At 68.3% G+C, this 12,828-nt stretch carries 14 protein-coding genes; 12 read left to right on the top strand and 2 right to left on the bottom strand.

The features are described from left to right. Positions 1-7: 7 nt before the first annotated feature. From ACS5PM_RS24165 to ACS5PM_RS24220, 12 genes are all read left to right on the top strand, one after another. On the top strand, positions 8-1,738 hold the full coding sequence (locus ACS5PM_RS24165; RefSeq protein WP_439390280.1) for a fumarate reductase/succinate dehydrogenase flavoprotein subunit: 1,731 nt from the start codon (positions 8-10) through the stop codon (positions 1,736-1,738). A 32-nt stretch (positions 1,739-1,770) separates the two neighbouring features. Continuing rightward, positions 1,771-2,004, top strand: a complete 234-nt coding sequence (locus tag ACS5PM_RS24170; RefSeq protein ID WP_439390281.1) for a 4Fe-4S dicluster domain-containing protein — start codon at positions 1,771-1,773, stop codon at positions 2,002-2,004. 12 nt (positions 2,005-2,016) lie between these two features. Continuing rightward, a complete protein-coding gene (locus ACS5PM_RS24175; RefSeq protein WP_439390283.1) occupies positions 2,017-2,988 on the top strand; it encodes a HEAT repeat domain-containing protein in 972 nt (323 codons plus the stop codon). Further along, a complete protein-coding gene (gene fdxA, locus ACS5PM_RS24180) occupies positions 2,985-3,314 on the top strand; it encodes a ferredoxin FdxA (RefSeq protein ID WP_439390284.1) in 330 nt (109 codons plus the stop codon). Before ACS5PM_RS24175 ends, fdxA begins: the two co-directional genes overlap by 4 nt. Positions 3,315-3,483: 169 nt before the next feature. Beyond that, positions 3,484-4,896, top strand: a complete 1,413-nt coding sequence (locus tag ACS5PM_RS24185) for an ABC transporter substrate-binding protein (protein ID WP_439390286.1) — start codon at positions 3,484-3,486, stop codon at positions 4,894-4,896. Positions 4,897-4,916: 20 nt separating this feature from the next. Continuing rightward, the gene (locus tag ACS5PM_RS24190) at positions 4,917-5,894 is read left to right on the top strand and encodes an ABC transporter permease (RefSeq protein ID WP_439390287.1); all 978 of its coding nucleotides are present in this window, start codon (positions 4,917-4,919) and stop codon (positions 5,892-5,894) included. After that, positions 5,894-6,757 (top strand): ABC transporter ATP-binding protein, encoded by an 864-nt coding sequence (locus tag ACS5PM_RS24195; protein ID WP_439390289.1) that lies wholly within the window; start codon positions 5,894-5,896, stop codon positions 6,755-6,757. Before ACS5PM_RS24190 ends, ACS5PM_RS24195 begins: the two co-directional genes overlap by 1 nt. Positions 6,758-6,767: 10 nt before the next feature. Continuing rightward, positions 6,768-7,064 (top strand): gamma-butyrobetaine hydroxylase-like domain-containing protein, encoded by a 297-nt coding sequence (locus ACS5PM_RS24200; RefSeq protein ID WP_439390291.1) that lies wholly within the window; start codon positions 6,768-6,770, stop codon positions 7,062-7,064. A 17-nt stretch (positions 7,065-7,081) separates the two neighbouring features. Beyond that, positions 7,082-7,858, top strand: a complete 777-nt coding sequence (locus ACS5PM_RS24205) for a ferredoxin--NADP reductase (RefSeq protein ID WP_439390293.1) — start codon at positions 7,082-7,084, stop codon at positions 7,856-7,858. A 10-nt stretch (positions 7,859-7,868) separates the two neighbouring features. After that, a complete protein-coding gene (locus ACS5PM_RS24210; protein ID WP_439390295.1) occupies positions 7,869-8,957 on the top strand; it encodes a YeiH family protein in 1,089 nt (362 codons plus the stop codon). Between the two features lie 16 nt (positions 8,958-8,973). Next, positions 8,974-9,684: a sulfite exporter TauE/SafE family protein gene (locus ACS5PM_RS24215; RefSeq protein ID WP_439390297.1), complete on the top strand. Its 711-nt coding sequence runs from the start codon at positions 8,974-8,976 to the stop codon at positions 9,682-9,684. A 156-nt stretch (positions 9,685-9,840) separates the two neighbouring features. Continuing rightward, on the top strand, positions 9,841-11,103 hold the full coding sequence (locus ACS5PM_RS24220) for a DUF418 domain-containing protein (RefSeq protein WP_439390299.1): 1,263 nt from the start codon (positions 9,841-9,843) through the stop codon (positions 11,101-11,103). Between the two features lie 30 nt (positions 11,104-11,133). Here ACS5PM_RS24220 and ACS5PM_RS24225 read toward each other — a convergent pair whose 3' ends face one another. Further along, positions 11,134-12,135 carry an NADP-dependent oxidoreductase gene (locus ACS5PM_RS24225; RefSeq protein ID WP_439390300.1) on the bottom strand — a complete coding sequence of 334 codons (1,002 nt, stop codon included), beginning with the start codon at positions 12,133-12,135 and terminating at the stop codon, positions 11,134-11,136. A 66-nt stretch (positions 12,136-12,201) separates the two neighbouring features. Next, positions 12,202-12,801 carry a TetR/AcrR family transcriptional regulator gene (locus tag ACS5PM_RS24230; protein ID WP_439390301.1) on the bottom strand — a complete coding sequence of 200 codons (600 nt, stop codon included), beginning with the start codon at positions 12,799-12,801 and terminating at the stop codon, positions 12,202-12,204. Positions 12,802-12,828: the final 27 nt, after the last annotated feature.

Raw genomic sequence — 12,828 nt, forward strand, 5'->3', positions numbered from 1 at the left:
CCACTGCATGAAGACCATAGAGATGGAGTTCGACCTCGTCGTCATAGGCGGGGGCACCGGCGGCCCCATGGCCGCGGTCAAGGCGAAGGAGCGCAATCCGAAGCTGCGCGTGCTGCTGATAGACAAGGCCAACGTCAAGCGCAGCGGCGCGATCTCGATGGGCATGGATGGCCTCAACAACGCCGTCATCCCCGGCCATGCGACGCCCGAACAGTACGTCAAGGAGATCACCGTCGCCAACGACGGCATCGTCGACCAGGAGGCGGTGATGGCCTACGCCGCCGGCAGCTTCGACATGATCCAGGAGCTCGATCGCTGGGGCGTGAAGTTCGAGAAGGACGAGACCGGCGACTACTCGGTGCGCAAGGTCCATCACCTGGGTGCCTACGTGCTGCCGATGCCCGAGGGGCACCACATGAAGCGCATTCTCTACCGCCAGCTCAAGCGGGCGAGGGTGGAGATCACCAACCGCGTCGTCGTCACGCGCGTGCTCACCGGCGAGAACGGCGAGGTGGCGGCGGTGATGGGTTTCGATTGCCGCACCGCCGAGCTGTACCTCATCCGCACCAAGGCCGCGGTGATCAGCACCGGCGCGGCCGGGCGCCTGGGTCTGCCGGCCTCGGGCTACCTGATGGGCACCTACGAGAACCCGACCAATTGCGGAGACGGCCACGCGATGGCCTATCACGCGGGCGCCGACCTGGCCAACCTCGAATGCTTCCAGATCAACCCGCTGATCAAGGACTACAACGGGCCGGCCTGTGCCTACGTCACCGGCCCGCTGGGCGGCTACACCGCGAACGCCAAGGGCCAGCGCTTCATCGAGTGCGACTACTGGAGCGGCCAGATGATGCAGGAGTTCCACAACGAGCTCCTCAGCGGCAACGGCCCGGTGTTCCTCAAGCTCGACCACCTGGCCGAAGAGACCATCCAGGAGATCGAGACCATCCTGCACAGCAACGAGCGGCCCAGCCGAGGCCGCTTCCATGAGAAGCGCGGGACCGACTACCGCCAGCAGATGGTCGAGATGCACATCTCGGAGATCGGCTTCTGCAGCGGCCACAGCGCCTCGGGCATCCACGTCAACTCGCGCGGCGAGACCTCGGTCAAGGGCCTGTACGCCGCCGGCGACTGCGCCAGCGTGCCGCACAACTACATGCTCGGCGCCTTCGTCTACGGCAAGCTGTGCGGCGAGAACGCTGCCGAATATTGCGCTGGTGCGAGCCATGCTCACGCCGATGCCGGCGCGGTGGCCGCGGAGTCCGCGCGCATCCTCGCGCCGCTGCAGCGCCAGGGCGGCCTGACGCCGTTCCAGATCGAGTTCAAGACCCGTCGCCTGGTCAACGACTACCTGCAGCCGCCCAAGGTCACGAGCAAGTTCCACATCGGCCTGCGCCGCTTCGGCGAGATCCGCGAGGACCTCGGATCGATGTCGGCCGCCGACCCGCACGAGCTGATGCGGGCGATGGAGGCGCACTCCATCCTCGATTGCGCCGAGATGGCCGCCCGTGCCTCGCTGTTCCGCACCGAGAGCCGCTGGGGCCTGTACCACCACTACGTCGACCACCCCGAGCGGGACGACGAGAACTGGTTCTGCCACTCGCTGCTCAGCCGCGATGCGCAAGGCCGGATGTCGCTGCGCAAGAAGCCCGTCGAGCCCTACATCGTGCCGGTCGACGAGCAGGAGCGCACCGCCTACCAGCGCCTGCGCGTGGCCACCAGCGCCCAGGCCGCCTGACCCCGCACCCGACCGAATCCCAGGAGATCCGCATGACCCTTGCCGCCACCATCACCCAAGTGCCGGTCCGCGTGGACGAATCGAAGTGCATCGCCGAGAAGGGCTGCACCGTGTGCGTCGACGTGTGCCCCCTCGACGTGCTCGCGATCGACCTGCTGAGCAAGAAGGCCCACATGAAGTTCGACGAGTGCTGGTACTGCCTGCCGTGCGAGCAGGACTGCCCGACCGGCGCCATCACGGTCGACATCCCCTACCTGCTGCGCTGAACGGAGCGACCGATGCACACCGAGACCTCGGCGCTGGCCCAGCGCCTGACCGACCCGGACGCCACCGTTCGCCGCCTGGCGGTGATGGACGTGCCCTACAGCGACGAAGAGGACACCGTCGCGCTGCTGCTGCCGCGCCTGGCGGACGAGGATGCGCTGGTGCGCATCGAAGCCATCCGCGGCCTCGAAGGCTTCGAGGAGCCGCACGTCGTCGAGGCCCTGGCGCCCATGCTGCTCGACAGCGACTCCGCCGTGCGCAAGGTCGCCGGCGAGGTGCTTGCCGAGCTCAAGGAGACGGCGTCTGCCGGACCTTTGCTGCCTTTGCTGGGCGACGGCCCGGCGGAGGTGCGCGCGCTGGCCTTCCATGCGGTGCGCGCCCTGCGTTCGCCGCTGGCCTTCGAGCCGGCGATGAATTCATTGCGCGATGCCGATGCCGCCGTGCGCAAGGAGGCCGTGGGCGTGCTGGGCTACCTGAAGGACCCGGCCGCCATCGGCGACCTGGCCGAGGTGGCGGCCAACGATCCGGACATGGAGGTGCGGCGCACCGCCGTCGGCGCGCTGGGCTATGCCAGCAACGTCAGCGTATTGCCGGCGCTCACGAGGGCGCTGAACGACAGCGGCTGGATGGTCCGTGACGAGGCGGCCCAGACGATCGGCAAGCTGCGGCTGTCGATGGCCATCCCCGACCTGGTGAGGGCCATGCACGACGACTACTGGCAGGTTCGCGTGAAGGCCGCGCGCAGCCTCGGCCTGCTCAAGGCGGAGGCCGGGTTGCCGTCGCTCGTGGAATCGCTCACCCACAGCATCAGCAACCTTCGCAAGGAATCGGCGATCGCCCTTGGCGAGATCGGCGACACCCGGGCGATCGCGCCGCTGGAAGCCGCGCTCGCCGATCCGGATCCGGACGTCCGCAAGCTCGCCCGGCTGGCGCTGACGGCCATCGGCCTGGCGCAGAAGGCTCGCGCGGAAGGAGGCCAGGCATGACATTCGTCGTCACCGAGGCCTGCATCCGCTGCAAGTACACCGACTGCGTGTCCGTGTGTCCCGTCGACTGCTTCCACGAGGGGCCGAACTTCCTGGTGATCAACCCGGAAGGCTGCATCGACTGCGCCGTCTGTGTACCCGAGTGCCCCGTGTCGGCCATCGTGGCCGACACGGACTTGTCGCCTGTTCAGGCCGAGTTCCTCGAGCTCAATGCGCGCCTGGCCGCGCAGTGGCCGGTCATCTCGCAGGCCGGCGAGCCGCTGCCGGATGCCGAGCAGTGGGCCGAGGTCACGGGCAAGCGGGCGCAGCTCGTCGAGCACGCCTGAGTCCACGGCCGCCTCCAGGAATGTCCCTGTCCATGCTCCGCCAGACGACGGTGCGCATAGCGCGCCGCAGCCCACGAAAAGTGGCACCCGTCTTGCGTCAGGGGCAGGCGAAAGCCACCGTCACCGTCCATCACCTCGATCGGGAACCATGTTGTTCATGAAGCCTTTCTTGTCTCGAGCGATCGTCGCGCTGTCCCTCTCCGTCACGGCCGTCTTCGGTGCCCACGCACGCGAAGAACTGGTCATCGGCATCGGCACGCAGAACACCACCACCAACACGGTGACCGGTGGCGTGGTCATCAAGGAACTGAAGCTGCTGGAGAAGCACCTGCCGCGAACCGGCAAGTACAAGGACATCGACTTCAAGCTCGACTGGCAGAACGCCACGTCGGGGCCGCCGATCATCAACGGCATGATGGCCAAGAAGCTGGACATCGGCATGATGGGCGACTACCCGCTGCTGGTGGCCGGCGCCACCGGGCAATCGCAGCCGGGCAACGAGACGCAGCTGGTGGCGATCATTGCCTACAACGCGTTCGGCTCGGGCAACGGGATCGTGGTCCACAAGGACTCGCCGTACTACCAGCTTTCCGACCTGAAGGGCAAGGTCGTGTCGGTGCCCTTCGGCTCGGCCGCCCACGGCATGGTGCTGCAGGCCCTGCAGTCGCGCGGCCTGCCGCCCGACTACTTCAGCCTGGTGAGCCAGAGCCCCGAGGTGGGCACCACCAACCTGCAGGAACGCAAGATCGACGCCCACGCCGACTTCGTCCCCTTCGCGGACCTGCTGCCCTACCGCGGCTTCGCCCGCAAGATCTTCGACGGCGTGCAGACCAACGTGCCCACTTTCCATGGCGTGGTCGTGCGCAAGGATTTCGCCGAGAAGTACCCCGAGGTGGTGGTTGCCTACATCGCCTCGCTGATGGAGGCCAACGCCTGGCTGAAGGCCGACCCGGTGCGCGCCGCCACCAAGATCGAGGAGTGGACCAAGGTCGAGAAGGAGGTCGCCTACCTCTACCTCGGCCCGGGCGGCATCCACACGCTGGACCCGACGATCAAGCCGCGCTGGCTCGACACGATCAAGATCGGCCACGGCGTGCTCACCGGCCTGAACCGCGTCAAGCCGCTGGACGTCAACGCGTGGGTCAATGAGTCCTACGTCCGCGAGGCCTTCAAGCAGGCCAGGCTCGACTACGACGCGCAGAAGCAGACGCTGGGCGGCTTCGACATCAGCGGCCAGGACAAGCTGTGCAAGACCGCGGTCGTCAACCCGAAGGAAGCCGGGGAGGTGTGGGTGGATGGCGGCGGCGTGGAGCCGTACTCCTCTCCGCTGTGCACGCTGGGCGCCGTCGCCAAGCTCGAGGCCGCCGGCAAGAAGGTCCGCGTCGCCTACCTCATCGACAAGTCGCTGGGCATCAAGGTGTTCGCCGACAAGGCCTACTACGCGGTCAACGCCAGCGATGCCAGGAAGCCGGTCATCGTGCCCTTCCTCTTGAAGAAGGACGCCGAGGACCATGCGGCTCGAATAGGCGGCAAGCTCGCGAGCTACGCCGAGGCCCTGGCCGCCGCTGCCATCCCCTTCTGAGCCGCACACCGGAGCGCACGATGTCCACAGCCCCGCTGCGCCGCGTGGAAGACGCGGATTCGCCCGGCGCCGAGACGGCCCCTGCCGTGGCCGCCACGAAGCACCGATTGGCCGAGGTGCTCGAGCCGCCGCCGCGCCCCCGGCCGAAGGCGGCCGAGGCTGGCGTGCCGCGCGCCGGCAAGCCCCGGCATCGCGCCCGGCTGGCGGGCTGGGTGGAGCGCCAGGGCATGGCGACGCTGCTCGGGGCGTGCTCGCTCGGCGGCCTCGTGCTGTTCTGGTACCTGGCCACGCGGTTTCACCTCGATCTCTACGTCCGCTTCACCAACATCCCGACGCCCGGCGAGGTCTGGCATTCGGTGCTGCAGGCCGGCAGCAACGGCAAGTTCCTGACCAACATCGGTGTCAGCCTGCGCCGCATCCTGATCGGCTTCGCGCTGGCCACCTTGCTCGGCGTGACGGTGGGCTTGTTGATCGGCCGCTATCGCCGGCTGCGCGAGCTGCTGTTCCCGGCCGCCGAGGCCCTGCGGCCCATCCCGGCCATCGCATGGGTGCCCATCTCGATCATGCTGTGGCCGGACAACGAGGTGAGCATCGTCTTCATCACCTTCGTCGGTGCCTTCTTCCCCATCCTGCTCAACACCGTGAGCGGCGTGCAGGCGGTCGATGCGGTGCTGCTGCGTGCCGGGCAGTGCCTGGGCGCGGACGAGCGACGGTTGATGTGGCACGTGGTGCTGCCGGGGGCGGCGCCGCAGATCTTCACCGGCCTGGCAGTGGGCATGGGCGTGGCCTGGGTCTCGCTGATCGCGGCCGAGATGATCTCGGGCCAGTTCGGCATCGGCTACTTCACCTGGGAGGCCTACTCGCTGATCGCCTACTCGGACATCGTGCTGGGAATGATCACCATCGGCGTGCTCGGCCTGATGTGCAGCTGGCTGATCCGCCTCGCCGGCCAGGCGCTCATGCCCTGGCTGGAGTTCTCGAAGCAGGGGGGACGCTGATGAACACGACCCAGACCAGCGGCCACATCGAGTTGCGCGGCTTGAGCATGGCCTTCGGCAGCGCGCAGCAAAGGGTCCAGGCCGTGAGCGACGTCTCGCTGCACGTTTCCCCGGGCGAGTTCGTCTCCATCATCGGGCCCTCGGGCTGCGGCAAGTCGACCCTGCTGAACGTGGTGGCCGGGTTCACCAAGGCCACGGAAGGCGAAGTGCGGCTCGACGGCCGCGCCATCAGCGGCCCCGGCTCGGATCGCGGCGTGGTGTTCCAGCAGTACTCGCTGTTCCCGTGGATGTCGGTGCGCAGGAACGTCGAGTTCGGCCTGAAGATGCAGGGCGTGCCGGCCAGCAAGCGCGAAACCACGGCGCGCACGCTGCTCGGCCTGGCCGGATTGCTCGCCTTCGAGAACCACTATCCCGACCAGCTCTCGGGCGGCATGAAGCAGCGCGTGGGCATCGTGCGGGCCCTGGCCACCAGCCCGCAGGTGATGCTGATGGACGAGCCCTTCGGCGCGCTGGATTCGCAGACCCGCGTGGTGATGCAGCAGATCCTCACCAACATGTGGCAGCGGCTGCGGCTGTCCGTCCTGTTCATCACGCACGACATCGAGGAGGCCATCTTCCTCAGCGACCGGGTCTACGTGATGACGGCCCGCCCAGGGCGCATCAAGGCCGAGATCGAGATCCCGCTGCCGCGCCCGCGGACGGCCGAGATGATGTCGTCGCTGGTCTTCACGCAGATCCTGCACAAGCTGCGCAACCTCATCCGCGAGGAGAGCCTGGTCGCCATGGGCAACGAGCTCGACAGCGGCGGCCTCGAAGGCTTCGCGGTGGATGTCGGCACGCACGGTGTCGGCGAGCTGATCTGAAAGGCCGCCCATGGAAGACACCACGCCGACCGGGATCACCGACCACCGCCTCACGGGCCTGCTGGAGATCACGTGGGCCGATGGCCTGACCAGCCGGCTGCGCCATTCGCTGTTGCGCGAGCACTGCCGGTGCGCCGGCTGCGAGCAACTGCGGCGTCACGGCGACGGCGTGCTTGCGGCCGGCGAGGCCCTGCGACTGGTCCGCATCGAGCCCGTGGGCGAACACGGGCTGAACCTGGGCTTCAGCGACGGCCACGACCGCGGCATCTATCCCTGGACCTACCTGCGCCAGCTTGGCGCCCTCTGACGAACACCTGGCCCCCCATGTCCAACACCGGAACCGAACGCGTCCTGAGCGTCCACCACTGGAACGAAACCCTCTTCACCTTCCGCACGACGCGAGACGCGTCGCTGCGGTTCCGCAACGGCCACTTCGTGATGCTGGGGCTGCACGTCGAGGGCAAGCCGCTGATGCGCGCCTACAGCGTGGCCAGCGCCAACCACGACGAGCACCTGGAGTTCCTCAGCATCAAGGTGCCCGACGGCCCGCTCACATCGCGGCTGCAGCACCTGAAGCCGGGCGACGAGCTCCTCGTCGGCCGCAAGCCCGTCGGCAGCCTGGTGCTCGACGACCTGAGGCCCGGGCGGCACCTGTACCTGCTTTCCACCGGCACCGGCCTGGCCCCCTTCATGAGCATCATCCAGGACCCGGACACCTACGAGCGGTTCGAGAAGGTGGTGCTCATCCACGGCGTTCGCCTCGTCAGCGAACTGGCCTACGCCGACTTCATCGAGCGGGAACTTCCGCAGCACGAGTTCCTGGGCGAGCTGGTGCGCGACCGGTTGATCTACTACCCCACCGTCACGCGCGAGCCCTTCCGGAACCAGGGCCGCCTCACCGACGTCATCGAATCGGGACGGCTGTTCACCGACATCGGCCTGCCGCCCCTCGATCCGGCCGTCGACCGCGCCATGATCTGCGGCAGCGCCGCCATGCTGGCCGACAGCTGCCGCCTGCTCGACGAGCGCGGCTTCCACATCAGCCCGCGCCAGGGCGAACTGGGCGACTACGTGATCGAGCGGGCCTTCGTCGAGAAGTAGGCGAAGCGCCATGCTCAGCGATACGACGCCGGCCGACCCCGTGCCGGTGCAGGGCCCTGACGCGCGGGCCGACGGGGCCCCGCCGCCCGCACGGCTGATCGATGCGATGCGAGCCCGATGGCCGGGCCTGCTGCTGTGTGCCGTCATCGCGATGGCGGCCAGCCTGATCTCGCGGCTGCACGGTGGGCCTCAGCTGCTCTACGCGCTGCTGTTCGGCGTCTCCTTCCACTTCCTGCATGCCGATCCGCGCATCGGGCCGGGCATAGAGCTGTGCACCGGACATGTCCTCCGGCTGGGCGTGGCCCTGCTCGGGGCGCGCATCACGCTGGAGCAGATCGTTGCCCTCGGCTGGAGCACGGCGCTGACCGTCGTTGCATGCGTGCTCAGCACTATCGTCCTCGGCCTGGCGCTGGCCCGCCGGCTGGGGTTGAGCACGGCCCAAGGCCTGCTCTCGGGCGGGGCGACGGCGATCTGCGGCGCCTCGGCGGCGCTGGCCATTTCGGCCGTGCTGCCCCGCAACCGCGAGCAGGACCGCTTCACGCTGCTGGTGGTCGTCACCGTCACCGCGTTCTCGACGCTGGCGATGCTGATCTACCCGCTGCTGGCGCATGCGTTGCACCTGTCCGCGGTCCAGGCCGGCTTGTTCCTCGGCGGGTCCATCCACGACGTGGCCCAGGTCGTGGCCTCGGGCTACCTGCTGGGGGCCGAGGCGGGCGATACGGCGACCGTCGTGAAGCTGTTCCGCGTCTCGATGCTGACGCTGGTGGTCGTCGCAGCCTCGGCCGCTTTCCGTTCGGGCGCTTCGCCGGGTACGCCTTGCGCACGTCCCGGCCTGTTGCAGCTGGTGCCGTGGTTCCTGTGGCTGTTCATGGCGCTGGTGCTGGTGCAGTCCCTGCATGGCGTCCCGCCCGCGGTGCTGCCCCTGCTGAGCGAGGTCTCGCGCGACTGCCTGGTGCTCGCCATCGCCGCACTCGGCGTCAAGACCTCGTTCCAGACCCTGCTGCAGACCGGGTGGAGGCCCTTCGTTCTGCTGCTGGCCGAGACGCTCTGGCTGGCGGCCGCCTTGCTGGTCACCGTGCTGGTGGGGCGGTCGGGCTGACGCTGGCCGGTCGCGGATGAGCCCGTCCACCTGGGCCTCGATGTCGGCGGTCGTGCTGGTGGCCGCCTTCGTGCAGGGCAGCACCGGCTTCGGCTTCGCCTTGATCGTGGCGCCGATGCTGGGCCTGCTCGCACCCGCGCTGATGCCGGTGTGCCTGCTGCTGCTCATGCTGCCGCTGAACTTCCTCGTGGCTTGGCGAGAGCGCAGGGCCCTGGACATCCGCAGCAGCCTGTGGATCACCTTGGGGCGCATCGCCGGGACGGCCGGCGGGCTGGCGCTCATGCTGGTGCTTTCCATGCGCCAGCTGAACGCGCTCACCGGCATCGCGACCATCGTTGCGGCTTCGCTGACGCTGATGTTGCCGGCGTTCACGCCGGCGCGTCACGCGCTGATCGGCGCCGGCCTCGTCACCGGCGTCACCGAGACGACCACCGGCATCGGCGGCCCGCCGCTGGCCCTGGTCTACCAGCATCAACCCGCCTCGGTGATGCGATCCACCCTGGCGGCGTGTTTCCTGGTCGGCGAGCTGCTGTCGCTCGGCATGCTGTGGATGACCGGTCGAACCGGGTGGGCGCACGCCGTGGGAGCGATCCAGCTCCTGCCGGCGCTGATGGCTGGCGCGCTCGTCAGCAAGGTCGCTCACGTGCACCTGAATCCCCGGGGCCTGCGGTGGTTCGTGGTCGCGTTCTCCGTCACCTCCGGCGCGGTGCTGCTGTTGCGCTCCTGAGGCGTTTGCGTTGCAGGGCGCACCCTGCGGTCCTCAATCCGCGGGAAGACATCCCGCGCCGGACGGCGCAGCATCCGACGGCGTCGAGGGCAGCCGGCCATGTCCGGTCCGGCGGGGGGATTCCGTCTGATGAGAAGGACTGAAGGGGAGAACACCATGCAAACGCCACTCAGGCATGCGGAGTCACCGCCGCAGCCCTTGCCCGCGAAGCAGCGCATCCCGACGATGGACATCGTCCGCGGCATGGCGCTGCTCGGCATCCTGATCATGAACATGCCGAGCTTCGGGACCTCGAACTTCGCGGAAGCCGACGGCAGCCACCTTTGGCCCAGCCCGGTCGACCAGCTGGCCGAGCAGGTGCGCGACCTGCTGTTCTCGGGCAAGTTCAACAGCATGTTCAGCCTCCTGTTCGGGCTCGGCTTCACCATCCAGTTCCAGCGCATGCAGCAGTCGGACCCGGCGCGGGCCGTCTCGCTCTACCTCAGGCGCCTGACGGTGCTGGGCGTGGTGGGCGTGCTGCATGCCTGCCTGCTGTGGACGGGGGACGTGCTGCACATCTACGCCATCCTCGGCATCCTGCTGCTGCTCGTCCTGCGGCGGGCGAGCGATCGCATGCTGGTCGTGCTGATGGCGCTGTGCCTGCTGTATCCCGTGCTGTCGGGCTCCTTGCGGCTGCTGATCGTGACCCCCGAGATGACGGCGGAGCTGGTGGCCAGGGCCCAGGCCTTCGAGGCCAGCAACAACGCGGCCTATGGCCACGGCAGCTTCCTCGCCGCCGCGGCAGAGCACACGCGCGAATTCGCCTACTTCTACAGCACGCCGATGACGCTGTGGGGCTCTCTAGGCTTCTACGTGCAGATGCTTCTGACGATGCTGTTGGGGGTGCTCGCCGGGCGCCGCTGCTGGGCCGAACGCATCCCCGAGCTGATGCCGCAGATCCGCCGGATCCACCTCTGGGCCCTGGCCCTGGGCCTGGTCTGCGGCGCGCTGTTCACGGTGATCTTCGAGCTGCAGCGGGTGCCCGGACCGACGCCGCTGAAGCTGCTGGGCTCGGTGTCCTACTGGCTCAGCCGCGTCTCGCTGATGGTCTTCTACGTGCTGACCGTCGTCCGCCTGGCGCAGCGTCCGGCCTGGCAACGGGCCTTCGCCCCCATCGCCTGCGCAGGCAGGATGCCGCTGACGAACTACCTGATGCAGACGCTCATCTGCACGGCCCTGTTCAACGGCTGGGGCCTGGGCCTGTGGGGCCGTGTGGGTCCGGCTGCCGGGCTGGCGCTCGCGCTGGCCATCTACTTTGCCATCCAGCTGCCGTGGAGCGTGTGGTGGCTGCGGCGGCACGAAACCGGTCCGCTGGAGGACGTCTGGAAGCGCCTGACCTACGGGCGAGCCGCTTCCACAAGGGTGCGCGCCATCGCCTGACGCCGGTTCAGCGCGCAGACAAGCTGCAAGTCACTTGACCTTCACGACGACCTTGCCCTTCGCGCGGCCTGCTTCGACGTAGGCCAGGGCTTCGTTGGTCGCTTCGAAGGCAAACACCCGGTCGATGACGGGGCGGACGACGCCTGCATCGAGCAGGCGCGTGATCTCTCGCAATGCGCTGCCGCTCGCCTTCATGAAGAGGAACGAGTAGTCGATGCCACGCCGGGCAGCCCGGCGTCGGACGCCGGAGCTCAGCAGCCGCATGACCAGCTTCACGAAGCCTGCCGCGCGGATGTCCTGGCCGAACCGGGGATCGGGCGGGCCGGAAATGGAGATGAGCTTGCCGCCGGCCTTGAGCACGCGAAGGGACTTCTCCAGCGTCTTGCCGTCCTGGCTGTTCAGCACGACGTCGTAGTCATGCAGGACATCCTCGAAGTTCTGCTTCTTGTAGTCGATGACGACGTCTGCGCCGAGGCTCTTCACGAGCGCGACGTTGGTGGTGCTCGTCGTCGTGGCCACGGTGGCGCCCAGGTGCTTGGCCAGCTGGATGGCGAAGCTGCCGACACCGCCGGAGCCGGCCTGGACGAAGACCTTCTGGCCCTTCTTCAGGCCGGCCTTCTCGACCAGGGCTTGCCAGGCGGTCAGGGCCACCAACGGGATGGAGGCCGCCTGCTCCATCGTGAGCCCCTGGGGCTTGAGCGCGAGGGAGGCTTCCTTGACCGGGACGAACTCGGCGAAGGTGCCGATGCGGAAGTCATCTACCCGGGCGTAGACCTCGTCGCCCGGCTTGAACAGCCGCACACGGGGGCCGGCCTTGACGACCACCCCCGCGACGTCGTGGCCCAGGACGAGGGGCATGCGATAGGGCAGGATGAGCTTGAACTCTCCGTCCCGGATCTTGCTGTCCAGCAGGTTCACGCCGGCGGCATGGACCTCGACCAGGACCTCGTCGTCGCGAAGCTCCGGCATCGGCAGGTCTGCCATCCGCAACGCGCCCTTCTTGCCGTAGCGCTCCAGGACAAATGCTTTCATGGTCTTCCTTTTGGAATGACGAGCGTCATACATAAAAACGAACGGAAACGCACTGGTCCCGATGACTCAGGTGGGGGTGAGTGACTTCAGTGCAGCCTCGCACAGGCGGCTAGACAGGGCGGGGTCGTCCACCGCCCGGGCCAGCACGAGGGTGCCCACCATGGTGGCGATCGTCACCAGGGCCCGGTCGTGTGCGGCGGGCTTTCCCCAGTCGGGCGACTGGCGGGCGATCAGGTCGACCATCTCCTTGACGTGCCGCGTCGTCACGCTGCGCACCTCAGGCACCTGGCGCGCGGTCTCCGACCCCAGCGCCGCCAGCGGGCATCCGCGCTCGATCTGCGCGACGTGCTCGGGCGAGAGGTAGGCCTGGAGCATCGAGTCCAGGGCCTGGCGGGGCGGCATGCTGGCAGCGACCTGGGCCGCCAGGGACGCCGATTCGGCGCAGGCCCGGCTGGCGGCTTCGGCCAGCATGGCCTCGCGCGAGGGGAAGTGGGCGTAGAAGCCGCCGTGGGTCAGGCCGGCCTCCTTCATGATGTCCGCGACCCCCGTGCCGTCGTAGCCGCTGCGCCGGATGGCCCGCGCGGCGGCGGACACGATGCGTTCGTGCGAGGCCTCCTTGGCGGCCGTGCGTGCGTTTGGCTTGGTCGTTCGCATGATGCTCATCATACATTTGTTGCGCGACCGGTGTCGTGA

This window comes from Ideonella flava, assembly GCF_051857595.1.
In the GTDB taxonomy this organism is placed as follows: Bacteria; Pseudomonadota; Gammaproteobacteria; order Burkholderiales; family Burkholderiaceae_C; genus Ideonella.

Coding starts and splice junctions, on each gene's coding strand:
- ACS5PM_RS24165 (WP_439390280.1), top strand. CDS start 8: ATGAAGACCATAGAGATGGAGTTCGACCTCGTCGTCATAGGCGGGGGC.
- ACS5PM_RS24205 (WP_439390293.1), top strand. CDS start 7,082: ATGTCCAACACCGGAACCGAACGCGTCCTGAGCGTCCACCACTGGAAC.
- ACS5PM_RS24220 (WP_439390299.1), top strand. CDS start 9,841: ATGCAAACGCCACTCAGGCATGCGGAGTCACCGCCGCAGCCCTTGCCC.
- ACS5PM_RS24195 (WP_439390289.1), top strand. CDS start 5,894: ATGAACACGACCCAGACCAGCGGCCACATCGAGTTGCGCGGCTTGAGC.
- fdxA (WP_439390284.1), top strand. CDS start 2,985: ATGACATTCGTCGTCACCGAGGCCTGCATCCGCTGCAAGTACACCGAC.
- ACS5PM_RS24210 (WP_439390295.1), top strand. CDS start 7,869: ATGCTCAGCGATACGACGCCGGCCGACCCCGTGCCGGTGCAGGGCCCT.
- ACS5PM_RS24215 (WP_439390297.1), top strand. CDS start 8,974: ATGAGCCCGTCCACCTGGGCCTCGATGTCGGCGGTCGTGCTGGTGGCC.
- ACS5PM_RS24200 (WP_439390291.1), top strand. CDS start 6,768: ATGGAAGACACCACGCCGACCGGGATCACCGACCACCGCCTCACGGGC.
- ACS5PM_RS24175 (WP_439390283.1), top strand. CDS start 2,017: ATGCACACCGAGACCTCGGCGCTGGCCCAGCGCCTGACCGACCCGGAC.
- ACS5PM_RS24225 (WP_439390300.1), bottom strand. CDS start 12,135: ATGAAAGCATTTGTCCTGGAGCGCTACGGCAAGAAGGGCGCGTTGCGG.
- ACS5PM_RS24230 (WP_439390301.1), bottom strand. CDS start 12,801: ATGATGAGCATCATGCGAACGACCAAGCCAAACGCACGCACGGCCGCC.
- ACS5PM_RS24190 (WP_439390287.1), top strand. CDS start 4,917: ATGTCCACAGCCCCGCTGCGCCGCGTGGAAGACGCGGATTCGCCCGGC.
- ACS5PM_RS24170 (WP_439390281.1), top strand. CDS start 1,771: ATGACCCTTGCCGCCACCATCACCCAAGTGCCGGTCCGCGTGGACGAA.